Source organism: Azospirillum brasilense (assembly GCF_003349955.1).
Classification (GTDB): Bacteria; Pseudomonadota; Alphaproteobacteria; order Azospirillales; family Azospirillaceae; genus Azospirillum; species Azospirillum brasilense_B.
Map to the genome: position 1 here is coordinate 1 of NZ_QLKQ01000094.1, position 23,407 is coordinate 23,407.

The following is a 23,407-nucleotide window of genomic DNA, read 5'->3' on the forward strand; positions in this document are numbered from 1 at the left end:
ACGCCCTGCCGCCCCGCCGCGCCTGGGACGATGACGACGCCGCGGAGGACGTGGATTGGCGGCCGCGGGTCGACGAGGAGCCGACGCCCACACCGCTGAGCGGGGGAACGCCGCCGCTGGTCGCCGCGGTCGCCGCCGCCACGGCGGCGCTGGTCCGCCTCGACGAGCGCCTCGCCCGCTCGCCGCCCGCGCTGCGCGCCGGCTGGCAAGCCCGGATGGTGCTCGAGGACGCCGCCGCCGCCGTCCGCCTCGATCATGGGCCGGCGGTCAATCCCCGCGTCCTGCGCGACCACGACCTCGGGATCATCGTCGGCCCGTCCAACCCCGACGTCGCCCGGGCCGCCCTGGTGCTCGCCCTGCTGCGCCACCTGCTGCGCCGGTCGCCGCGCCACCTCTTCCGCCCGGCCCGGCTGCTCGCCGGCGCCGGCCACCGCCGTCCTACCGCGGCCACCCGGGCGCCCGGCCCCGGCCGGCTGCCCGCCTGGACCGGCCTCTTCGTCCCCGACCGCGCGGCGATCCACGACGCCCTGGTCGAGGCGCTCGACCCGGTGTGGCTCGAGGAGTTGGAAGGCCAGCCGCCGCTGCTCGCCGCCGCCCGCTTCGTCGGGCACTGGCACCGCTGCGGCGCCGCCGCCCTGCTCGGCGGCACGCCCGGCCGCCAGCTCGCCGCGGCCTGGCTGGTCCGCGCCGGCCTGCTCGAGGCGCAACCGCCGCTGATGAACGTCGGCTGGCTCGGCGCCCGCGCCGCCTATACCCTGGACGACTCGGTGCTCTGGCCGTGTCGCTTCGCCGAGGCGGCGGCGCGGGCGGCGGAGCGCGGCCTGCAGCTCCACCGCAACCTGGACTCTTGGCGCGGCCGCCTGCAGGAGGCCGCGGGAGAAGGCCGCCGGGCGTCGGTGTTGCCGCGCGCGGTCGAGGTGCTGGTGGCGCGGCCGGGAGTGTCGGCCACCGCCCTCGCCGCCGCCCTCGGCGTCACCCCGCGCGCCGCCCAGACGCTGCTCGACGGCCTGCGCCGCCGCGGCTTGGTCGCCGACGTCACCGGGCGTCAAGCCTTCCGCGTCTGGACGGCGCCGGAACGCCTGTGAGCGCGCCCGGAGTCCGTAGCCGTCTCCCCGCCGCGGCGCCATGCCCGCCCCACGGCACCCCGACGCTCCGCCTGCCGGGGCGGCCGAGGGGCACGCCCGGCGCCGCTTCCCGCCGGCTGATGCTCACGCCGGACCTGAGGCACAGCGAAAGCCGACGTAGGCGAAGCGGCCGTCCGGGGCGAACCGGTAGCGGATCGCGGCGCGGACGCTCCGAGCGTCGAAGATCCAGGAACCACCGCGAAGAACGCGCTCGGCGACGTCCGTTTCCGGTCCGCGCGGGTCGGTGACCGCGTCCGCCGTGTAGTCCCGCCGACCGTCCGCGCACCATTCCAAGACATTGCCCAACATGTCGTGGAGGCCCCAGGGGTTGGGCTGTTTGCGGCCCACCGGGTGCGTCCCCGCCCGTGTGTGGGGATGCTGCTTCTCCGGCCAGCCAGAGCTGTCATGACCATCGTCCAGCTCGAACCCGACGCCGCTGTTCCCGCCATACCAGGCGATCGCGTCGAGCGCCGGGGCGTTCTTCGCCCCTTCGATCACGATAGCGCCGCTGTACAGCGCGGTCTCGGTGCCGGCGCGGCAGGCGTGTTCCCATTGCGCCTCGGTCGGCAGCCCCAGCGACAAGCCGGGGATGCGGCCGTTCAGACGTTCCAGGAATCCCTGAACGTCGTTCCAACTCACGCTGTCCACGGGGCGGTCCGGCGACCGGAAGCGGCTTGGGTTGTCCGCCATCACCGCGTCCCAAAGCCGTTGGGTGCAGGGGGTGTCGAACAGCCAGAAGCCGCGGGTCAGCGTCACCGCGTGCCCCGGCCCTTCGTCTTCCCACCGCCCCGGCTCATCCTCCGGCGAGCCCATCCGGAAGGATCCCGGCGCGATCCAGCGCATCCGCTGGGTGGCGTCACCCACGGTGAGGGTCACGAAGGCGCCGTACCGGTCCTGCCCCCATCCGCTCGCCCAGTCCGGCGGATGGCCGTCGGCCAACGGGTGCCGGCCGGAGGTTCCAGACCGGCTCACAGCCGGCTCCCCCGGACGGAACGCGGCCAGCCGGCGAGCCGTCGCCGGGCATCCGCACCGGCTACCAGCACACCGGCCGCCCTTGCGTTTCGGCGGCCCGGGAGGAACGCCCCGGACGACGGTCTGGTCAGGTCCGGACTCCGTCCGGGCGTGAGCTGAGGCACAGCGAAAGCCGATGTTGTCGTTGCGGTCGTCCGGGGCGTTCCGGTTGCGGATCGCGACGCGGACGTTCCGTGCGTCGTTGATCCAGGAACCACCGCGAAGAACGCGCTCGGCGTCGGTGTTTCGACCATCGTCCCGCCTTTCAGGTTAAAGCCGGTCGAGCGCGTCGGCAAGAGGCCGGCGGCGCAGATGCTCCCGCCGCCATGCCGCGGCTTCGGCAAGGGCGGTGATGGCCAGGGCGCCACAGCATCCGGCCTGGACCTCCCGCGCGCCGATGCGCCCGGCCAGAAAGGCCGCCTCCCACCGGCGGCGCGCGATGGCGTAGCGCCGCTTCCGCCGCCGCGACAGGAGAAGCGCCCGGTACCACGCGGTAGCGACAGAAGGCCAGCCCCAGACGGCTGCGGCCGATCCGGACCGGCTCCTTCACGGCCAGATCCAGCTCATCCCCGACAGAGTGGCGGACATCCGCCATGGCGGCACGGACGGCCGCCTTGTCGTCCCCCCACCACACAAGGTCGTCCATGGTGCGCACCATGCCGCGGACCTTGCAGCGTTCGAGCAGAAAACGGTCGAGGCCGCCCAGATAGGCGTTCGCGAAATGTTGTGAGGTCAGCGCGCCGATGGGAAGCCCCTTCCCGGGAGAATCGTGATGGGCATCGACGATGCGGGCAAACAGGGCCAGAAGGCCGGCGTCCTTGAACCGCCGGGCCAGAAGCCGCAGCAGCCGGACGTGGTCGATGCCGGCGAAGTAGGATCGGATGTCGATCTGCCCGTACCAGGGGAAGCGGTCGGCGTGATGGGCGGCCCGCCGCACCGCCGCCAGGGTTCCCTTGCCGGGGCGGCAGGCGAAGGTGTCGTCCACCAGACCGCGCTCCAGCACCGGGCCGGCGTGGGCCATCACCGCGTGGTGCAGAACCCGTTCGCGGAAGCACGGGGCGTGGATGACCCGCGGCTTGGGATCGCGGATGCGGAACCGGCGGGTATGCCCCACCGCCACCGTGCCATCCAGGATGTCGCGCCGCAAACCGGAAAGCTCGTCCATTAGGGCCGCGCGGAAGCAGCGGACCTCGTCCCGGCGGCCCTTGCCCCGCGCGGCGTGATGAAAGGCGGCAGCGAGCGTGTGCCAGTCGGCGATTTCGGCGAGCCCGACCGCGGAGCGCTTCATGGGGTGGCGTCCTGGGCCACGGTCCGCGCGTCGGGCGTGGCGCGCAACACCTCGAGAAACCGTTCCCCGTATTTCGCGACCCGGGCCTCGCCGATGCCGTCGATGGCCAGAAGCGACGCCGGGCTGCGGGCCCCGTTCTGCACCATCGGCGCCAACTGCTCGTTGGTGAACAGCGCGTAGGCCGGCACACCCTCCGCCTCGGCCAGGTCCTTGCGCAGGGCGCGCAAGCGGGCGAACAGGGCGAAATCCGCCTCGCTCAGCACCTCCCGGTAATCCAGCCGGCCGGGCCGCTTCGACCCCGGTGCCGGGCGCCCGGCGCCCTCGGCGGCGTCATACCCGATGCACAGGGACCACGCGCTGTTGCCGCCGTCCTGGACGAAGCTGCGGTCGATCGACACAATCCGATGGGTGGCCAGAAAACGGTTCAGCGCCTCGGCGGCGTCCTCGCCGCCATGGACCGGAACGGTGAAGAAGCAAAGCCGCATGCGTGATCCTCCCCACATCCAAAGACCATCCCTCCCGCCGCGGCGCCATGCCTGCCCCACGGCACCCCGGCGCTCCGCCTGCCGGGGCGGCCGAGGGGCACGCCCGGCGCCGCTTCCCGCCGGCTGGTGCTCACGCCGGACCTGAGGCACAGCGAAAGCCGAAGCTGCCGAAGCGGTCGTCCGGGGCGAGCCGGTAGCGGATCGCGGCACGGACGTACCGTGCGAAGCTGATCCAGGAACCACCGCGAAGAACGCGCTCGGCGCCGTCCGTTTCCGGTCCGCGCGGGTCGGTGGCCGCGTCCGCCGTGTAGACCCGCTGGCCGTCCGCGCACCACTCCCAGACATTCCCGTGCATCTCGTGCAGGCCCCACGGGTTCGGCGGCAGGCTGCCCACCGGGACCGTCCGTTTCCGGAACAGCCCCTTCGGACCGTCCCGATAAGGGCGGTTCCCATCGTAGTTCACCTGATCCGGCGTCACCGTCCCGCCGAAGCTGAACGGCGTCGTGGTCCCGGCCCGGCAGGCGTATTCCCACTGCGCTTCCGTCGGCAAGCCGAGCGACAGGCCGGAAACACGTTGGTTGAGCCGCTCCAGAAAGCCCTGGACGTCGTGCCAACTCACCTGCTCCACCGGGCAGCGCTCGTCGTCCTTGAATTGGCTCGGGTTCTCGCCCGTCACCGCGTGCCACAGCGCCTGCGAACAGGCCGTGTCGAACAGCCAGAAGCCGCGGGTCAGCGTCACCGCGTGCTGCGGACCCTCGTCAGCGGACCGCTCTGCCTCGTCCTCCGGCGAGCCCATCAAGAAGCGGCCCGGCGCGATCCAACGCAGCCGCTGCACCACCGGGTCGCCGCCCCGCAGCGGCGGTACCGCGAGGTCGGCCCACAGGCCGAAACGGTCGCGGCCAAGAGCGTCCGCCCAGGCGGGACGGGTCAGACGCTCCAGGCGAACCTCCTCCCGGTCGGTGACGATCCGGACGGCGGGAGCGTTGGGAAGCGGGCATCGCCCTCCGGACTCCATCCGCAGGACCGCGGCGCCCGTCGTCCCCTGCGCACCCCGGCGCTCCGCCTGCCGGGGCGACGCCGGGGCCGCCGGCTCCGCTCCACCGTCCTGGCTGGCTGGACTTGAGGCACAGCGGAAGCCGATGTCGTCGAGACGGTCGCCCTCGCGAGGTTGACTGCGGACAGCGGAGCGAACGCGCCGCGCAAAGTTGAACCAGGAACCGCCACGAAGAACGTGCGCAGCGTCATCAACATCCGGTCCGCGCGGGTCAGTGGCCGCGTCCGCCGTATAGACCCGCTGGCCATCCGCGCACCACTCCCAGACATTCCCGTGCATCTCGTACAGCCCCCACGGGTTCGGCGGCAGACTGCCCACCGGAACTGTCCGTTCCCGATACAACCCCAGAGGCCCGTTCCGGTACGGATGGCGCCCGTCGTAATTCACTCGGCTTGGGGTGACCGTGCCGCCAAAACTGAACGGCGTTGTTGTCCCAGCCCGGCAGGCGTATTCCCACTGTGCCTCCGTCGGCAGATCCAGCGACAGGCCGGGAAGGCGCTGGTTGAGCCGCTCCAGAAAGCCTTGAGCCTCGGTCCAACTTACCTGCTCCACCGGACAGCGCTCGTCGTCCTGGAAACGGCTCGGGTTTTGGTCCATCACCGCGCGCCACAGCGCCTGCGAACAGGCCGTGTCGAACAGCCAGAAGCCGCGGGTCAGCGTCACCGCGTGCTGCGGCCCTTCGTTATCGAACCGTTCCGCCTCGTCCCCCGGCGAGCCCATCCGGAAATGGCCCGGCGCGATCCAGCGCATTTTCTGAACCACCGTCGCAACGCGGAAGGTGACCCAGGCGCCGAAATCGTCCCATCCCCAGTCCTCCGCCCAGGCGGGCGGGATGCCGGACTTCCAGAAGGCGTTGCGATCCTCCTCGGGGTTCGCGGACTCCTCCGTGGTGACGACCATCACCCCATTGACCGTCTGAACGCTCGTCAAAAGGCTGCCCGGAGAGACCTTGTTCGTATCGGGCGAGTCCGCCACGATCCCATCGCCCCGCTGCCGCAGATCGATCCGCCGCAGGACCGCGCCGGGCCGCGCCGGAATGACGCGCGGGTCCAAACGGCCGGACTGGAGCGGGAGCGCTTCCCCATCATCCAACTCGTCCTGATGGGCAAAGACCTTCAGGCGCTCGAACGCCTCGCCAACCCTGGGGTCGTCGTGAAGGGACGACGGCACCCGCCGCAACAGGCGGCTGACGGCCATCATCGCGTCCGCGCGCGCCGCCGAATCGTCGAAGGCCAACGCCCGCCGGCTGAAACCGTCAAAACGTGCCGCCGCCGCGTCCAGATCGGCGGTGTCCGGCAGGTGACGCCGGGAGTCCGCCGACAGGCTCAGGATTTCCTCGAACCAGACGTCCGCCGACAACGTGGCCCGCCATTGGCGCAGGATGGCCAGGACGCTCCGTTGCACCGCGTCGCCTTCGGCGGCGAAGCCCTGGCGCAGGCCCGGCGTCATGTCGGGGTCCAGGGTCGCGGCGACGCTGGACGGGCTGGCGATCGCTGGATGTTGCCAGACGGCGGCCTCCAGCGCCGCACCGCTGGCCGGCATGACGGTCCGGCGGATATGGCGCAGCAGACCGGGCTCGACGCGCGCCGCCGGGGCCACCAGCCGCAGCAGCCGCTCCTCCGGGGGCAGATCCGTGGGCGCCGGGACCGACGGCGGAGCCCCGTGCTCCCACGGCACCAGCCGCCAGACGGCGCGCAATCCAGCCGGCCAGCGGTCCGGGGCGCAGGGCGTCAACGCCACCGGAACGCAGCCCGCCGCGCGCAGCCGGCGCCCGAAATCGAGCCACCGCCGGATGGCGCGTGGGCCGCGACGGTCCAGGCATCCCAGGTCCCCCAGCACCAGCACCAGCGATCCCGCCGGCGGCGGCTGGTAGGACGTGTCGATGCCGTGGGCGGTGTAGCGGATCGGCTCTTCCGATCCCGGCAGCCACCGCGCCCGGGAGAAGGTGCCGACGGGGAACAGCCGGGACAGCCATTGGCAAACCTCGTCCTGGTCTTGCCAGAACGGGGTCAGGTGACGGCTGCGGTCGTCGATGACCTGGATCGACGCCCCCCAACGGCGCTGTCGGCGGCGAGGCAGCGGGTCGGGAAGCTGGGCGTTCGCGATGCGCCGCACCACCGCGTCGAGATCGATCGCACGCCCGGCGATGCGCTCCGTCATGCCGGCGCGCAGCCGGGGCAGCAGGCGGTTGCGCGGACAAAGCGACGGCCAGGGAGGCGCGGCGGCCGGCCGGTTGCGCCAGATTTCGGCGCTGCGGTCATCCGCCCCGGCGTTCCCGCTCCGCCCCGTGGCCTCGTCCTCACCCTTCCGGTAGGTCCGCGAAACCGGGCGCCAGAACGGGACGTCCGGGGTTTCGACGGGTGCGGGTTCCGGCTCGTCCTTCGGTGGCGGGGGTGGCTCCGCCGGAAAGGAAGGCAACGCCAGGGTCGGCGGGGCCGCTTCCGGCGGGGCCAGGGAGTAACCAAGCAGGCCCGCGAGAGCCGCCCCCACGGCGGGATCTTTGGCGGCCAACACCCGCAGCAGATCGGCGCGCCCCACGACCGTGGCCATGGATCACACCGCTCCCGCGCGCTTGTTCAGGACGTACTGGGCGATGGATTTGAGGACCTTCTCCTGCCGTGCCGGATCGCCCGGCGCCAGGGCCAGAACCGCCCGCAGGAGGTCGAGATACTCCGCCTGGCCCGGCAACGGCGTCCAATGGGCCTCGCGGGCCGCGTCGCGGTCATCGGCCAACTGCTTCGCCGCCGTGGTCAGGATGCCGGGGTCCGCGCCGGAAAAATGCGCGCGGCCGCGCTCCGTCAGATGGGCGATCAACGCCGCCCTATTGTCCGGCAGGGTGAGATGCAGGACCAGACAGCGCCGGAGAAAGGCGTCGGGCAGAGCCCGTTCCTCGTTGGAGGTGATGATGACCAGCGGAGCCGGCTCCGCGGCGCGCACCGGCTCATGCCGGCCGGGCGGCAGGAACTCCCCGGCCCCCAGGGCTTCGAGCAGGCCGTTGGGAAGCTCCGGTTCCGCCTTGTCGATCTCGTCGATCAGCACCACGACGCCGTTGTCCGGATCGCCGCCGTCCCGTTGTGCAGGCGGGGCGAGGCCGCCCCGTTCAGCCTGTTCGGCAGCGTCCTTCCAGTTCAACGCCCACCACAGCGACCCCGGATGCAGGTACCGGCACACCGCCAAGCGGGAGCGGATGTGACGGTGCAGCCTGGCTTGCCCGTAAAGGGTGGTGACGTCCTTCAGGGCGCCGGCAAGCTGGGCCTCGGCAAGGCGCCCCACCGCATCGAAATGCCACAGCAGATCCTGCGCCTCGGTTCGCGCATCGACCGCGCGGTGGACGAAGGCACGGCCAAGCGCCTTGGCGGCAGCCCGGGCGAGTTGGCTTTTCCCGATGCCGGGCTCTCCGCGCAAAAGCAGCGGTCGGCGCGCTGCCATCGCCGCATTGAGGGCGTCGATGCTGGGCTTGTCGAAGACATGGACCTGCTCCGGCTGACCGGGGGAGGCGGCCAACTGAACTTTATTGTTGTCGACATCAAAGGTTAGCATTATCGGGAATTCCTGCCGGACAGTTCAACGAAACGCGCTATGCTGTCGATCACATCAATTTCCATGTCCTTATGTAAAAAGATCAAAATAAGATCCGGGTATTTAGCCTTTATGCTCTGCAACGCAGACTCAATTGAGCGGCTTGATTCCATTATGCTGCTTTCAATACAATAATACCTTGTTCTTCTCTTATTTGAAGCACTGGTTAGGGATTTAGAAACAATTCTTCTGGCTTCTTCTATATCATTGATGTTTTTGTAATCTGATGCGATTTCCTTGATAAGGTGGTCGTCGAAAGCAGATTCAAAATCTTTTCGCCAGCTTTCAAGATGATTGTCGGGAGGGTCTGGTAACTCGTACTCCCCCCTTTGAATTTTAGCATCGGCACCGGAAAACTTCGTCTTTCGTTCATCTATGCGCGCCATAGCGATCTCACCCATCGTGCGACTCCCGATCGCGCCCGGTTCTCTGACAAAAACTCCTCGCTTCTGGTAAATAAGGGGCTCGGTGACTGAAGAGTCGATCAGTAGTGGGGCCGTACTGAAGACCAAATCACACAGAGCGGTGAAAGAATTTTTTTTCTCTTGATCACCTTCTATACGGTCTTCCACTTGGTCACTTAGGATAAAAAGGACATTCAAGAAACCCTCCAGCCCCCGGTCCAGCATATCCTGGGCCATATGGCGAGCCGATAGCGGGCTTATGCCTCTCTGCTCTTTGACAAATTCATACAGGATAGGGAAATTATTGAGAAATTTCGTGATTAGCTTCAACGCCTTCTCACGCTGAGAGCCTTCAGAAGAATCTTCAAAAAGCTTGCAGAAAGACTCGTCTTGGAACAGCTTCCAAGTGGGTGTGGCCTTCAGCCGAGACTGATTGAAATTTTCCGGACAGGTTACGACCACCCCGATGATCATGTCTCCAACAAATACTGGGCTTCCGGATGTCCCACGCCAACCATCTGATATGCTAGGTGCATATTTTACTCCAAGCTCGAATACATTCTCGCTATCAGCCGATGTATAGGCGTCTCCACTAAGATTTACAGCTTCCCGGGTATTATCATGCTTAGCACCAACATCGGCGAACCCTTGGCTATTCCATTTCTGAATTGACTGGTGACGGATTTTTGACAGAGGCTTGTAGCGTTTCTTCAATAGTTCTGGAAACGAACAGGACAAAACCGCCACATCAAGCTCATCGGTGCCGGACCAAAGGATGGTAGCTTCTTGCCATTTCCCGGCGACGTTATCCTTCTGGTAATGCCATCGGACAGACACATCTTCGGGCGCCGCTTTCGATGACATGAAAAGATGACGCGCGGTCAGGATCAAGCCATCGCCGATCGGGTATCCTGTCCCAATCCGTCCCTGTTCCGTTCCGGCAGGGAAGCCGACATAGATTTCTATGAGGAGATTATTGTCCATGCCCTTTTCGCTCGGATCAGGAGTATTCCGGCCGCTTGGAAACCGAACTATGGATCAGTGTCTCGCGCGCCGCTCCATCCCGGTCCGCAGGCTTGAGCGTCAACTTCACCTTATGGGTCGTGGTGGTGCCCAGCTTGCCCCCCAGTTCGGCCCCAATGCCGAGCACATGGAAACTGGCCTTGTTGTTGCCGCCAATCTCGCAAGCGACCGTCAGCTCGACCTCGATACCCTCGACCTTGAAGCGGAGATCCTGACCATCACCACGCGCAATGGCTTCGGCCAGATCCTTTCGAAGGCCTTCGATGGCGTCGGAAATGCTCATTTTAGGAGTATTCCTGTTCATTTTGTGAACTCTCGCAACGATTATATGAAAGTAATACATCCTATGGGCGGTCATCGATCGCGACAAGCCTCGAACGGTGTATCGAATGTCGCAGAGTTCGGCGGGCGGCGCCCGAGGCAACGCTTCATGAAGCCTTGGCAGCCGTCATGCGTCATGACAGCGACTTGCTCCAAAGCGGAGACGTGACGAACGATCCGGTACCCCGCCAGCCGGCCAGTTCAAACGCAGCGCGGTGGGTGCGGTCCACCCGGGCCTCAATCCGCCGCACGCCCCGACGCGCAGCGAGGTGGGTGATCCCTTTCAGCAGCGCAGGGAGAAAGGTTGCTTCTGCCGTCGGATCGACGAAGATCTCGATGAGCCGTTCCGCCCACACCATACCTACCCCCACGATGGCGTCTCCATCGACCGCCACGGCCAAGGGCTGGTCCTCTTCGGCAAAGCTGTGCCAGCGGATGGTCAGGAGGTCCCGTAAGGAATCCCGGTGCTCCGCTCCCTTCCCGAGCCACTGGTCGCGGTCCAGGATTGCGGACAGGGTGCGGCAGAACCTTTGCAGCGCCGGAATATCGTCGAGGGTGGCTTGCCGGACGCACCGTGCCGGCGGCTGGACGCCGGCAGCCTGTAAAAGACACAGCCGAGGACCGGGAGGAGCCGGCGACGCCAGGGCCCACGCCGGATCGTGGACCCGTTCCTGCAGGCGATGAAGGAGGCGCGCTCTCACCCCACCGAAGGGAATCGCATTCAGAAGGTCATGGATGGAGCGCCAGGAGCCATCGACGGCGGCCAATCCGGATCGCCGGACCACCGCCGGGCTGGTCTGCCCCCGCGCCACACGGCGAGGGCGTTCAGTCCGGCGTCGAGATCGGACAGGACGCGGAACGCCTCCTTGCCAATGCCCTCCCGCGCGATCGCGTCCGCTTGGTCCAGGATGTCGTGGACCAGACCTTGCCCGAGGATCGCGACCGGCAAGGCCGGAAGCGCTTTGGCCCGCCGCAGATCGTGCCGGCAGGCCGCGCATTCCCACAGGTGGCGTCGGGACACCCCTTGAAGCAGGGACAGCGGTGCCCGGCAGTTCGGGCACCGGCGGCACAACCAGCTTCCATGTTCCGAACAGATCTGGAGCGGCGTCATCCGCCACCCCCAACGAACGTAGGGGGCGGGCTCCGCCCGCCAACAGCCGGGACAGAAATACGGGGCGGGCCGCATCTCCATCCCCAGCGACGCCCAGGCGTGGGCTCCGCTCTGCAGGAGCGTGAACCGTGCCACCGGCAGGCCGGTCTGTCGCGCGAGGAACTCGAGGAACCGTGCCGGAACCGCGCTGTCCGGATCGGTCACGTTCCGGCCAAGGACAGGGCGCAGCCCCCGAAGAAACGCGTCCGGTCCCATCGCGTTCGCCCAAGCGTAACGGTTGAGCCAGCTGCTCAGCAGTTCGCCATCCAGCGGGGCGGGTTCCGCCGCCCAGCGGTCGGCCTCGGGGCGGCCACGCTCCAGCGGTTCCACCGGAAAGCGGTCCGCCGGCTCGGGGCGCATCACCTCGCCCTCAGGCCAGGCCACGCAGTTCGGCCGCGGAAAAGCGCCGCGACGGCGGGGCGAAATCCATCGCCTTGAACAGGGCCAGCGTGATCCGTTCGTCGCCGCTGCGGACCGCCGCAGCCGCAGCCGCGGCGACGTTCTGCACGATCTCCCCGATCAGGCCTTCCGAGACCCGGAAGATCGCCTTGGCGAGCGGCTCCTCCGTCAACTCGGATTCGCGCCGCAGCGGCAGCTCGGCCACGAGGCTGTTGAGGAGACGGGCGTAATCCTCTCCGTATTCCCACCGCCGCAGCGGGCAGTTGACGAGCCGCGTGGACAGCTCGCCGTCCGCATGGATCACCGCGGCCAGGGAGCGGTCGCCGATCAGCACCGGCGACATGTCCCAGCGCTGCCCCATGACGCGCAGAAGCGTGTGGAAGTCCTTCGCCCCGGTCCCGCTGAAACCATGGTGCGCGTCGTCGAAGATGAAGACCCGCGGCTCGTATTCGCTGAGCAGATCCTCGACCTGTTGCCGCCGCCCCTCGATCGTGCGCTGGGTGGTGTCCGGGACGCGGCCCATGGCGCGGATCATCCCGGTGAGGAAATCGAGCCGGGACGCCGCGGTCGGAACCTGGAAATAATAGGTCGGCCGGACCTGCACCGTCGCCGTCCTCAGGAATTTGTCGGCGACCATCGTCTTACCGTTGCGGTACGGGCCGCAGATGGCGACGCCCATCGTGCGGATGGACCGCCCGCGCTCGCGGACCTTCGACAGCGCGGTCAGCGCCTGCGCGGCCGCCGGGTAACCGATCCACCGCATCTCCTCCATGGCCACGCAGCGCGCCTCGGTGTCGAGGGTTTCCAACTGCTGACGGGCACGGGGGCTCAGGTGATCGGTCATGGCTCCTCCCAGGCTTCGACGGTGAAGCGTTCCGTGGTCCGGGGCAGGCGTCCCAGCCCGTCGCCCGTGGTCTTGAGACGGTTGAGATCCATGTCGGCCGCCTGCTGTTAGTGCCGGTTGAATACTCCCCAGAAGTGGCGGCTGAAAAATCCCCAGGCTGACGCAACGGCATGGCTCCGGGGCGTACGCCCCGGAGCCATGCGGCTGTCGCTCGCCCATGATCCCCTCCATCGACGGAGGGAGGGCGCGCGTGGTCAGACTTGGGGAACTCGTCATGATTCTCGATCTCGCCCGCCAGGGCATGTCGGTGTCGGCGATCGCGCGCCGCACCGGCCATGACCGCAAGACCATCCGCAAATACATCGCCAAGGGGCTGGAACCGCCGGCCTACAAGCCCCGGCCACCACGGCCGACGCTGGTCAGCCCCTTCGAGACCTACCTGCGCGAACGCCTGCAGGCCTACCCCGAACTCAGCACCAAGCGGCTGCTGCGCGAAATCCGCGAGCGCGGCTATGAAGGCGGCTATACGATCCTGAAGGCGGTGGTGCGCACCATTCGCTCCAAACCCGCCCCGGCCTTCGAGCGCCGCTTCGAAACCCCGCCCGGCAAGCAGGCCCAGGTCGACTTCGCCTTCTTCAAGACCACCTTCACCGACGAGCCCGAGGCTGAACGGGTCGTCTGGCTCTTCTCCATGGTGCTCGGCCACAGCCGCATGATGTGGGCCCGCTTCGTCGCCCGCCAGGACCTGCCGACCGTTCTGCGCTGCCACATCGCCGCCTTTGAAGCCTTCGGCGGCGTGCCCGGGCAGATCCTCTACGACCGCATGAAGACCGCCGTGCTCGGCGAGGCCGAAGACCCGGACCAGCCGGGCCGGGGCATCGCCTACAACGCCAAGCTCCTCGACCTGGCCGCCCACTACGGCTTCCTGCCCAAGGCCTGCAAGCCTTACCGCGCCAAGACCAAGGGCAAGGTCGAGCGGCCCTTCCGCTATGTGCGCGAGGACTTCTTCCTGGCCCGCACCTTCCGCAACCTCGACGACCTGAACGCCCAGTTCACCCAGTGGCTGGAGCAGGTCGCCAATGTCCGCCTGCACGCCACCACCCAGCGCGTCGTCGTCGAGCATTTCGCCGAGGAGAAGGCGCATCTCAAGCCGCTGCCAGCCGGCCCCTTCACCAGCGTGCTGGCCCTGGAGCGCCGGGTCACCCGCGACGGCATGGTGTCGGTGGGTGGCAACCTCTACTCCGTGCCGGACAGCACCCGCCGGCGGGCCGTGGAGGTGCAACTTACCGCCGACACGGTGACCATCTTGGAGGACGGCGCGCCCATCGCCACCCACCCGGCGCTGGACGGCCGCGGTCAGCGGCTCATCGCCGCCGGGCACCGCACCCAGCCCCCTCCGCCCAACAGCCAGACACCCCGGGATGGCGCCGCCGCTGCGCCGCAGCCGCCGGGCGACACCGTCACGCCGCGCTCGCTGAGCATCTACGACGCCATCGGCCGCCGCCTCGCCGGCCAGCCGGAGCGCGTCCAATGAGCGCCGCAACCCTGGACGGCGGCCCGGCCACTCTCGACCGCATCCGCCAGTATCTGGTCGGGCTGAAGATGCCGCGCGCGCTCGAGGCACTGGAGCACATCCTGCGCCGCCTGGAGCGCGGCGAGATCTCCGCCCTGGAGGCCATCGACGCCCTGCTCGGCGAGGAGCTGACCTTGCGCGAGGGGCGCCGCGTCAAGGCGGCGCTGAAGATCGGCCGGCTGACCACCATCAAGACGCTGACCGGCTTCGACTTCTCCTTCCAGCCCTCGCTCGACCGCGACCGCATCATGACCCTGGCGCAGCTCGACTTCGTCGACCGGCACGAGGTGGTCCACTTCCTCGGCCAGCCCGGCTGCGGCAAGACGCATCTGGCGATCGCGCTGGGGGTTGAGGCGGTCAAGGCTGGGCGCTCGGTCTACTTCGCCACCCTGGCCGACATCGTCGGTTCGCTGGCCAAGGCCGAGCGCGAGGGAACCCTGCGTGAGCGCCTGCGCTTCCTGTGCCGGCCGCAGCTGCTGATCGTCGACGAGATCGGCTATCTGCCGGTCATCGCCGGCGGCGGCAACCTGTTCTTCCAGCTCGTGAACGCCCGTTACGAGCGCGGCGCCATGATCCTGACCTCCAACCGCGGCTTTTCCGAATGGGGCGACGTCTTCGGCGGCACCGTCGTCGCCTCGGCGCTGCTGGATCGCCTGCTTCACCACGCCGTCGTCGTCCAGATCGAAGGCGCCAGTTACCGCTTGCGCCGCCACGCCGAGTTGATCCCGGAAAACACCCGAATCCGCCCGATCACCACCCCGCCACCGGCGCCGCGTCGCCGGGGCCGACCACCGAAAGCGAGGCCCGCCGACCCCGAAACCAATCCATGAGCACACGAACCGTCTGGGGATTTTTCGCCCGCCCGAACTGAGGAAATTTCATCCGGCCTTTACACCTGCGGCTTGGGCGCGTCGCCGGCGACGCGGGCCGCCAGGGCATCGCTGGCCGCCTTGCGGGTGCCGCGCGTCTTCCGTTCGCTCGGGGAGGTCGGCGTCAGTGCCGCCGCGACCATCTCGCGCGACGTCCCCTTCTCCGTCCAGGTGGTCTCCGCCTCCGCCCGTTCCCGGGCCCGCTCCGCCTCGAGCTCCCACGCCGTCTTGGGCGCGAGATCGCCGTCGGCCCGGGGCACGGTGATCCATTGCTCCAGCGCCGGATGCCACAGGTAGATGTGGCTGACATCATTGCGGTTGATCTTGATGCGCAGCTTCTTGCGGCCCCGGTTGGCGTACAGATCGGCAAGCCTGGGGTCCTCGTCCGACCAGTAGTCGAGCCCGAAGGCCGGGATGCCCTTGCCGGACAGGCTGCACGTCTTTTCCGGCAGGAAGGGTACAGTTGCTGGTCGACAGCACCGGCATGAAGCTATGTGGTCCCGGCGAGTGGCCGGTCGAAAAGCATGGAACCCAGCGCCGACGCGCCTGGAAGAAGCTGCACGTCGGGCTTGATGCCGTCAGCGGACGGATCGTGGCGGCGACTCTGACCGACCACGATATCGATGACGGTTCGCAAGTCGGCCCTTTGCTGGACCAGATCGAGGAGCCTATTGCCGCGTTCGTGGCCGATGGTGCTTACGACCAGACTGGCGTGACTGAAACCGTGGCGGAGCATACCCCGGACGCCGCCGTGGTCGTGCCGCCCCGCTCCACGGCGGTGCCAAGTGCGAACGCCGCGACCAACCCGACGCAGCGCGACCGGCACCTCCAGCACATCGCCGAGCACGGACGGATGGCGTGGCAGAAAGCCTCCCGGTACAACGTTCGCGCGCTGGTCGAGGCGTTCTTCAGCCGCTGGAAGCGCGTCATCGGTGACGGCTTGCGATTCCGCACCGAGGATCGGCGGAACACCGAGATCGCCATCGCGGTCCGGATCCTGAACCACATGCTCGACCTCGGACGCCCGGACTCCGTCCGCGTCGCGTAATCAGAAGGCCGGAAAAGGGTTTCCTGCGACCGAAATCACCTTGCTGCATCTATGGACGCCCCCCGCCCTGCAAGAGCGTTTTTCGACATGGCGGCTCGAGAAGTCGGTTGCTGCCATCTATCCGGCCTACGGTTGCAGCCCGCGAGCTGCTGGCCTTGATGAGATCTGCGGATCGACGCCCAATCAAAGTCTCGAGCTCGTCGGCTCGTTGTTGCAGACGGGCTTGGCCGATCCCGGTCCGACCTGTTGTGCCATCACGTCGTCCATCGCCCTCGCAACCGAAGGAGAGCTTGTCATCCTGCGCTCAGGTCGCCGATCCGGTGACCAGCGCGGCCCTGATCATTGTCGTTTCATCGTCCAACCTCTTTGTTCGACTGCCGGGACCACCTCTTCGTCCCGACCTGTCCTTGCCCAAAGCACCGCGCATAACGCAGGGCAAGGCTGGCCCGCCAGGGCCACCGCCGCGACGTTGAAGGGTCGACGGCTCAGCAGCCCGGCCAGCCACGGCGCGGTCTTGCCCTGCCAGCGCATCACCGTCCGGGCGCCATTCACCAGCATCCGGCGCAGGTAACCGTCGCCCGCCTTCGAGATTCCGCCCAGGCGCTCCTTGCCGCCGCTCGAATGCTGGCGCGGCACCAAGCCGAGCCACGCCGCCAAGTGGCGGCCCGATGCGAAGACGGTCGCGTCGCCGATCGTCGCGGCCAGCGCCGTCGCGGTGACCGGCCCGATGCCCGGGACCGTCATCAGCCGCCGGCATACCTCATCCTCCTTGGCCTGCCCGGCCAGCCGAGCGTCCAATTCGCCGACCCGCCGTTCCGTGTCGCGCAGGTGGTCGACCAAGCCTTGCAGGACCTCCCAGGCCAGGGCGGGAATCCGCGTGTCCTCCGGGTCGGCCAGCACGGCGGTCAATTCGGCAACCTTGCCGGCACCCTGCGGCGCGACAATGCCGAACTCGGCCAAGTGCCCGCGCAGCGCGTTGATCAACTGCGTCTTCTGGGCGACCAGCACCTCGCGCACCCGGTGGACCACCAGGGTGCCCTGCTGCTGCTCGGTCTTGACCGGCACGAAGCGCATGCTCGGCCGCTGCACGGCCTCGCAGATCGCCTCCGCGTCGGCCCGGTCGGTCTTGTGGCGCTTCACGTAGGGCCGGACGTACTGGGGCGCCATCAGGCGCACCGTGTGGCCGAACCGGGCGATCTCGCGCGCCCAAAAATGCGACCCGGCACAAGCCTCCATCCCGACCACGCACGGCGTCAGGGTGGCGAAGAACACCAGCATCGCATCCCGGCGCAGCCGCTTGGTCCTCACCACCTTGCCGTGGACGTCGACGCCATGGACCTGGAACACTGACTTTGCCAGATCGAGACCGATAAACGCCGCAGTCATGGCACAACCCCCGTCATGAGATGAACCTGTCCGTTATCTGGCACTGCCGTGCCGAAAACGGGGGACGTCCATCTCATCAAAGTCACGGCTTGCGCGAGACCCTGCGCCGGGGCGCCGTCCCGGCGGTGGTGTGCGCAGCCGGCGCTTGGGAGCGTCCGTCCTTGCCACGGCCCCGGCCCGTCTTCGCCGCGACCCAGTTGAAGCAGAGGCTGTCGCCCGGGAAGAAGGTCGGCACCGGCTCGCCATGCGCGGGGGCCGCCTTGATCGTTGTGGCATGGCCCGCGGTCTCCGCCTTCACCCTGTCGCGTCCGATGCTCGATATGCGCGGCAGGATGGCGATCGGAGCGTCGTCGTCGTGCGCCCTGATCTCGAACTTGACCGATTTCAGAATGGAGATCCGTTCGAAGGGATACTCGTAAAAGTCATGCTGGAAGATCATCGCGTTCGGTCCGGCCTCTTTCCACCGTGCGGCCACCGGCATAATGAAGCAGTACTTGCGTATGATCTTCAGGCGAGTGAGCTGTGGAACCGTCGACAGACTGATATCGTCCTTGTCCGTTATGTCGGGTGTCAGAACCTGGAATATGGCGCCCTGGAGCTCCCGGAGCTCCGTGCCGTCTGCAGTAAATTCTGGCAGATGCCTCTCAAAGAATTGGATGCCGGAGCGACTGTCTTCCTTGCCGAAAAGCGGGAGGTTGTCCTGATATTCCTGTTTGCCTTGATGAATATCCCTGTAGGAAATCTGAAGAACTTTGCTGGGTTCCTGGTTTTTCCGATCGCCCGTATGGAACGAGACGGTCACCGCCAAAGGGGACGTCCCCGGCCGCCGACTCACGTCGTTAAAGAAGTCAAAGCCGACGAAGTCGTTGCAGGTACCCTCGTCGTACCCGTTCGCCTTCAGGCTGTCGAACAATTTTCCAGGGAGCGGATAGAAGAATTCGTACTCACGATCTAAATCACGCGCTGTAATAGTTTGAATGGCTTCGGGAGTGGTCACGAATATGACCGGAAGCACCTCTGATATCCGCTTTCTTCTCATCACATCATTGATAGACAAGCTGTATTTCTCAATTATATGGAAGCCGCGCCAGTGAAAAGCGATGTGCTGCGTCAGAACCGGCAGGGCAGCAGACGACAACGCATCCCCGTTCAAAATGGGCTTCACCACAATCTCAACGTCGAGGTCGTGAAGAATCGGCTTTTCTCCGAAGGCATGCTTCTTTGAGTGATAGTCGAAGAGCTTGCGGATTTCCTGAGAAAATTCATCCTTCACCAGCATGTCGCGAGCCGTCAGGCAAGCCTGGATGGATTTTTGATGCAAAGGAATGGTGTCGATGACCGCACTCATCTTGCGATGCAAGTCATCGATGGCGAGCATCGATGTCTCCATGCCGTCCAGTGTCGCCCGGAATACCCGGTTGTAATGCGATATGGCGTCATGCACGAGAAGGAAGAAACCAGCGATAGTGGCCCCGGCGACCCACAGCTTTGCCGAAATATCCGTCATCTTGAAGACGGCGGCCAGAATGTCGTCCGCCCCCGCCATACCCGCGACGGAAACGGCGAATGCCAGGGAAAACTTGGTCCAAAAACCCCAACGCTGCATCCATGGCGCTTGGTTTTGCATCAACCCAACTCCTGACGACGGCATCCGCAGTGAACTGAGTACTTCAATCTCCTGAAGGGGGAAAAGGTAGCGCAGCAGCGAAGAACGGTCAATTACGGGTCCTTGCATACAATAATATGCAGAGCGCTCATCACCTGCCCTGCGGGGGAATACTCCCAATCACCGTGATACCCTTGCAGGGTACTGGTTGACCGGTATATTTTTGCAGAATTCTTTTGAGCTGTACGGCTTCGATGGCCAGCGCCATCAGTATGGAGAACGGACGTGTGGCCAGAAGCGGTATTCTTCGATTGCGATGGCGTTCTGGTCGACAGCGACGCGGTGATTGCGGACGTGCTGACGCGGAAACTGGGCGACGCGCTGTCCGGCCGTGAGGATCGCATTCGCGAGATCGTGGACTTGGCTTGGGGGCAGCATGCGGTTCCACTCGTCGCGGACGCTCTGGGGGAACTGGGGCATGCGGTGTCCGCGGCGTGGCTGGCCGATCTCGACGCGGCGCTCGACGCCGCGACGGAGGCGCGGGCGGCGCCCGTAGAGGGAATTGCTGTGGCGGCGCGCGCGGTGCCCGGGCGGAAGGCCGTGGTGTCCAACGCACCCCTCGCATGGATCGCCGCGATGGTGGCGCGGACGGGGCTGGATGACGTTTTCGAGGACCGCCTGTTCAGTGCTGAGGCAGTCGGTTCAGAGAAGCCCGACCCGGCGGTATACCGGCACGCCGTCGAGTCCCTGGGCGTGGCGGCGGAAAGGGGGGTTGCCGTCGAGGACAGCGTCGCCGGAGTGGTGGCGGCGACGCGCGCCGGACTGCACGTGATCGCCCTAGCACGGAGCTGCGTACCGGCGCAACGGATGGAGCAACTCCGCCACGCCGGTGCAAGCCGCGTGATCACCGCCATGAGCGGCCTGCCCTCCGCCATCAGGTCGCTTGCATCGGAACTTTCAGCCGAGGCGCGGCCCATCGGGGGGCTTTGCGCCACACGCATCCGACGTGGATAGGCGCGAAAATCAATCATATCGCGTATTGGCGTTGAAAGACACGCGCGGATGCGCGATGCTTTTGCGACGATGTGAGCCATTGCGTTAGCTTTTGCATGCCTTTAATGTATCCTTGCGTGCGCTTTGGGGAGGGTGCCATGACTTTTGATCTGGCGATTGCTGGAAATGGCGTTCTTGGTCTGTCCAGCGCCTTCGCTTTTCATCGGCTGGCGCCGTCTGCAACCATCGCGATCATCGGTCCGGGCGACCGGCCGGGCGGAGCGACGCTGGCAGCAGGAGCCATGCACGGCGTTTTCGGCGAGGTCACGGCGCTGACCTCGGCCAGCCCCCACATGCTCCTGAAGTTCGGATGGGCGCTTGAAGCACGGAAGCATTGGCCCGCTTGGCGCGACGCGATCAACGCCCGCGTGCCGGTGAATCGCCAGGTCGAATCGACGGGCGGCACCATCGTCGTCCTGAACAGCGTCTCCGGCCGGATCGACGATGAAGCCTATCTGGAAATCGCCCGCCTTCTGGCCCTTTATGGCGAGCCGCATGAGGCCCTGGACCCGTCCATGGTTCCCGGACTCGCTCCGCTGGAGGACTGCCGGCCTTTTCGCGCGCTGCACATCCCCGGCGAGGGCCGGATCGATCCGGCGCGCTTGCTCGCCGGGTTGACGGAGGCGTTGCGGCGCACGGAACGGGTTTCGTTCATCGACGACGAAGCCACCGGCATCCGGGTCGAGGGTGGGTGGGCGGCGGGTCTGGCGTTGCGTTCCGGCACCGTGGTCAGGTCCGGCCGTACGCTCGTCGCCGCCGGCGCCGGCACCGCTCCGCTTATGGCCTCCGTCCCCGAGGTGAGCAGTCGCATGCCCGGCGTGTTCGCCGGCGTAGGCTGCTCTCTGGAGGTGGCGCGGAGCGGATGCGCCATCGACCATGTGGTGCGGACGCCGAACCGCTCGTTCGCGTGTGGCCTCCATGCTCTGCCTGGCAACGGCGGCCATCTTTACATCGGCGCGACGAACTACCTGAAGACCGCACCGCAGGTCAGGCCGACGCTGTCGGACGTGCATTTCCTGATCGACTGCGCGGTCGCACAGATCGGCGAAACAATCCAGGGCGGCCACTTGGTCGAGGCGAAGGTCGGCAACCGTCCCGTGAGCTTGGACGGCCTGCCCCTGATCGGCGGGACGTGCGTCGGTGGATTGTTCGTGCTGACCGGCACGTACCGGGACGGCATTCACCTGTCGCCGTTGCTGGCCGACCGGATCGCCCGGCAGATGCTTGCCGACGGCACCGAGCCCGAGCCGGATTTTCCCGTCGAGCGCCGGCCGATACCGCTGAGCGACTGGGCGATCACCAAAACGCGGGCGGTCGACCATTTCATGTCCGTGCTTTACGAGAACCAAGCCGCCCTGCCGCGGTGTGGATGGCAGGCTCTGCAGCGCGACCACCTGCGCAGCAAGGTGGAGCGGCTGTACGCCGATCTGGACACGGATTTTCCGCTGCCGCCGGAGTTCCTCCCGATCATCGATCTTCGCCGGGAAACAATGGTGCCGTTCTTCCGCGATGCCATCCGGTCGCTGCAAAGCGCCCACTCGTGACCGGCAGGATCAGTCCCATGCCCACCCCCCGAGACGTGCACGAAATCACGCTGGACGATTACGACCTTCCAACGCTGTGCCGGCTGGCTCGCTCGGACACCCCGCTTGCCCTTGGCGCCGACGTCGCCGCGGCGATCGGCCGGTGTGCTGATTTCGTCGGCGCAGCCGCCTATTCGGACGACATGATCTATGGCGTGAATACCGGCTTCGGCGCGCTGTGCGAGGTGCGCATCCAACCGGAGGATATCGGCAACCTGCAGGTCAAGCATGTGCTGTCCCACGCCTGCGGCGTGGGCGATCCGCTGCCGGTCCCCCTCGCCCGGCTCGTCATGCTGATCAAGCTGCTGACCTTCCGATCCGGCCATACCGGTATCGGGCTTGCGACAGTGCAGCGCCTGCTTGACTTCTGGAACCACGGTCTGACACCGGCCATTCCCATACGCGGCACGGTGGGAGCGAGCGGCGACCTCGCGCCGCTGTCGCACATGGCGCTGCCGCTGCTCGGTCTCGGCAGCTTCCTGGTGGAGGGAACGAAAGTTCCCGCGCGCGAGGTTCTCGACCGCCACGGGTGGGCGCCCCTGAATCTGGGGCCGAAGGAAGGATTGGCGCTGACCAACGGCGTCCAGTTCATAAACGCCATCGCCGCAGACTGCACGGTGCGTCTCGCCGCGCTCGCGCGCGTGGCCGACGTTGCCGCCGCGCTGAGCGTCCAGGCGTTCAGTTGCTCGCAGTCCTTCTACCAGGATATTTATCACCGAACCTCACGGCATCCGGAGCGCCGGCAGGTCGCGGCCAACCTGCGCCTCCTCTTGGAGGGCAGCAACCACCACCAGCGCGCCGGGGCGAACCGCTCCAAGCAGGACCCCTATTCATTCCGTTGCGTACCCCAGGTGCACGGCGCCGCGCGACAGCTGCTGAGGTTTGCCGAAGGGGTGATCACCAATGAGGTCAACGGGGTTTCCGACAACCCGCTCTTCTTCCCTGAAAGCGGCGAAATCCATTTCGGCGGCAACCTGCACGGACAGTCCACCGCATTCTGCCTCGATCTCATGGCCATGGCGGCGACCGAACTGTCAAGCATCTCGGAGCGACGCACATACCAGCTCCTGTCGGGCACGCGCGGACTGCCGCCATTCCTCGTCTCGGCATACGGGGCGAATTCCGGGTTGATGATCGTGCAGTATACGGCCGCCGCCCTGGTCAATGAGAACAAGGTCCTGTCGACACCCGCCAGCGTCGACACCATCATGACCTGCCACTTGCAGGAGGACAGCGTAAGCATGGGTGGCACCTCTGCCATCAAGTTGCTGCAGGTCGTGGAGAACCTGGAGACGGTGCTGGCCATCGAGCTTCTGGCGGCTGCCCAGGCTTCTGAGCTGGGAAGCGACATTGCGCCCTCTGCGGCGACGGCCGCCCTGCTCGCCGAAATCCGTGGCGCGGTTCCCTTTCTTGATGAGGATCGCATCCTGTCGGAGGACATTCTCCGGGTCGCGGCGCTGGTCCGGCGGCGTGCCGAGGCTTGGCGCGATGATCACGGCTTGGCATGATCGACGGCGCATTGCCCGCAGCCATCAAACACGGGTGCAATTATGATAACTAATAATTCACATCCTATTTTCTCGCGCTCGCTGACCGGCTGCATTGCC

21 protein-coding genes and 1 pseudogene are annotated in these 23,407 nt (G+C 66.8%); 8 read left to right on the top strand and 14 right to left on the bottom strand.

The window, feature by feature from the left end; translation table 11 throughout:
• Positions 1-1,085, top strand: a 1,085-nt coding sequence (locus DXK32_RS28075) for a helix-turn-helix domain-containing protein (protein ID WP_114861513.1), incomplete at its 5' end; no start/stop codon positions are given.
• A gap of 123 nt (positions 1,086-1,208) precedes the next feature.
• On the opposite strand, the gene DXK32_RS28080 is transcribed toward DXK32_RS28075, so the two are convergent.
• From DXK32_RS28080 to DXK32_RS28110, 6 genes and pseudogenes are all read right to left on the bottom strand, one after another.
• Positions 1,209-2,096, bottom strand: a complete 888-nt coding sequence (locus DXK32_RS28080) for a formylglycine-generating enzyme family protein (RefSeq protein ID WP_114861514.1) — start codon at positions 2,094-2,096, stop codon at positions 1,209-1,211.
• A 171-nt stretch (positions 2,097-2,267) separates the two neighbouring features.
• Positions 2,268-2,363: pseudogene (locus DXK32_RS33735) on the bottom strand (formylglycine-generating enzyme family protein); the annotation flags it as partial.
• 37 nt (positions 2,364-2,400) lie between these two features.
• On the bottom strand, positions 2,401-3,423 hold the full coding sequence (locus DXK32_RS28090; protein WP_114861515.1) for an RNA-directed DNA polymerase: 1,023 nt from the start codon (positions 3,421-3,423) through the stop codon (positions 2,401-2,403).
• Positions 3,420-3,908, bottom strand: coding sequence for an HRDC domain-containing protein (locus DXK32_RS28095; protein ID WP_162801382.1), 489 nt, complete (start codon positions 3,906-3,908; stop codon positions 3,420-3,422). The genes DXK32_RS28090 and DXK32_RS28095 overlap by 4 nt, the downstream gene beginning before the upstream one ends.
• Before the next feature lie 130 nt (positions 3,909-4,038).
• On the bottom strand, positions 4,039-7,512 hold the full coding sequence (locus tag DXK32_RS32790) for a formylglycine-generating enzyme family protein (protein WP_205215850.1): 3,474 nt from the start codon (positions 7,510-7,512) through the stop codon (positions 4,039-4,041).
• Between the two features lie 3 nt (positions 7,513-7,515).
• Positions 7,516-8,349: an AAA family ATPase gene (locus DXK32_RS28110; protein ID WP_247877381.1), complete on the bottom strand. Its 834-nt coding sequence runs from the start codon at positions 8,347-8,349 to the stop codon at positions 7,516-7,518.
• Between DXK32_RS28110 and DXK32_RS33295 the strand changes: the two genes are divergently transcribed.
• On the top strand, positions 8,245-8,499 hold the full coding sequence (locus tag DXK32_RS33295; protein WP_247877382.1) for a hypothetical protein: 255 nt from the start codon (positions 8,245-8,247) through the stop codon (positions 8,497-8,499). The genes DXK32_RS28110 and DXK32_RS33295 overlap by 105 nt on opposite strands.
• 2 nt (positions 8,500-8,501) lie before the next feature.
• Here DXK32_RS33295 and DXK32_RS32415 read toward each other — a convergent pair whose 3' ends face one another.
• The 5 genes from DXK32_RS32415 to DXK32_RS28130 form a co-directional block, all read right to left on the bottom strand.
• A complete protein-coding gene (locus DXK32_RS32415) occupies positions 8,502-9,929 on the bottom strand; it encodes a hypothetical protein (RefSeq protein WP_162801383.1) in 1,428 nt (475 codons plus the stop codon).
• A 16-nt stretch (positions 9,930-9,945) separates the two neighbouring features.
• Entirely contained in the window at positions 9,946-10,251 is a 306-nt protein-coding gene (locus DXK32_RS28115; RefSeq protein WP_114861518.1) for a trypco2 family protein, read from the bottom strand.
• 172 nt (positions 10,252-10,423) lie between these two features.
• Positions 10,424-11,056: a hypothetical protein gene (locus DXK32_RS28120; RefSeq protein ID WP_162801384.1), complete on the bottom strand. Its 633-nt coding sequence runs from the start codon at positions 11,054-11,056 to the stop codon at positions 10,424-10,426.
• Positions 11,011-11,823 carry a TniQ family protein gene (locus tag DXK32_RS28125; RefSeq protein ID WP_162801385.1) on the bottom strand — a complete coding sequence of 271 codons (813 nt, stop codon included), beginning with the start codon at positions 11,821-11,823 and terminating at the stop codon, positions 11,011-11,013. Before DXK32_RS28125 ends, DXK32_RS28120 begins: the two co-directional genes overlap by 46 nt.
• On the bottom strand, positions 11,810-12,682 hold the full coding sequence (locus DXK32_RS28130; RefSeq protein ID WP_114861521.1) for a TniB family NTP-binding protein: 873 nt from the start codon (positions 12,680-12,682) through the stop codon (positions 11,810-11,812). Before DXK32_RS28130 ends, DXK32_RS28125 begins: the two co-directional genes overlap by 14 nt.
• Positions 12,683-12,932: 250 nt before the next feature.
• Between DXK32_RS28130 and istA the strand changes: the two genes are divergently transcribed.
• On the top strand, positions 12,933-14,216 hold the full coding sequence (gene istA, locus DXK32_RS28135) for an IS21 family transposase (RefSeq protein ID WP_114861522.1): 1,284 nt from the start codon (positions 12,933-12,935) through the stop codon (positions 14,214-14,216).
• Entirely contained in the window at positions 14,213-15,085 is an 873-nt protein-coding gene (gene istB, locus DXK32_RS28140) for an IS21-like element helper ATPase IstB (protein ID WP_059399785.1), read from the top strand. The genes istA and istB overlap by 4 nt, the downstream gene beginning before the upstream one ends.
• Positions 15,086-15,144: 59 nt before the next feature.
• Here the strand turns inward: istB and DXK32_RS33300 are convergent, their stop codons facing one another.
• The gene (locus DXK32_RS33300) at positions 15,145-15,384 is read right to left on the bottom strand and encodes a hypothetical protein (protein WP_247877380.1); all 240 of its coding nucleotides are present in this window, start codon (positions 15,382-15,384) and stop codon (positions 15,145-15,147) included.
• A gap of 203 nt (positions 15,385-15,587) precedes the next feature.
• Here DXK32_RS33300 and DXK32_RS28150 point away from each other — a divergent pair, with 203 nt between their 5' ends.
• Entirely contained in the window at positions 15,588-16,172 is a 585-nt protein-coding gene (locus DXK32_RS28150) for an IS5 family transposase (RefSeq protein WP_114861523.1), read from the top strand.
• Positions 16,173-16,511: 339 nt separating this feature from the next.
• On the opposite strand, the gene DXK32_RS28155 is transcribed toward DXK32_RS28150, so the two are convergent.
• Positions 16,512-17,558 carry an IS110 family transposase gene (locus DXK32_RS28155; protein WP_205215851.1) on the bottom strand — a complete coding sequence of 349 codons (1,047 nt, stop codon included), beginning with the start codon at positions 17,556-17,558 and terminating at the stop codon, positions 16,512-16,514.
• A gap of 82 nt (positions 17,559-17,640) precedes the next feature.
• Positions 17,641-19,185, bottom strand: a complete 1,545-nt coding sequence (locus DXK32_RS28160; RefSeq protein WP_162801386.1) for a hypothetical protein — start codon at positions 19,183-19,185, stop codon at positions 17,641-17,643.
• A 264-nt stretch (positions 19,186-19,449) separates the two neighbouring features.
• Here DXK32_RS28160 and DXK32_RS28165 point away from each other — a divergent pair, with 264 nt between their 5' ends.
• The 3 genes from DXK32_RS28165 (at position 19,450) to DXK32_RS28175 (ending at position 23,308) form a co-directional block, all read left to right on the top strand.
• On the top strand, positions 19,450-20,178 hold the full coding sequence (locus DXK32_RS28165; protein ID WP_114861525.1) for an HAD family hydrolase: 729 nt from the start codon (positions 19,450-19,452) through the stop codon (positions 20,176-20,178).
• Between the two features lie 137 nt (positions 20,179-20,315).
• The gene (locus tag DXK32_RS28170) at positions 20,316-21,761 is read left to right on the top strand and encodes an FAD-dependent oxidoreductase (RefSeq protein WP_162801387.1); all 1,446 of its coding nucleotides are present in this window, start codon (positions 20,316-20,318) and stop codon (positions 21,759-21,761) included.
• Positions 21,762-21,778: 17 nt separating this feature from the next.
• Entirely contained in the window at positions 21,779-23,308 is a 1,530-nt protein-coding gene (locus DXK32_RS28175) for an HAL/PAL/TAL family ammonia-lyase (RefSeq protein ID WP_114861527.1), read from the top strand.
• The last annotated feature ends 99 nt before the right edge of the window (positions 23,309-23,407 follow it).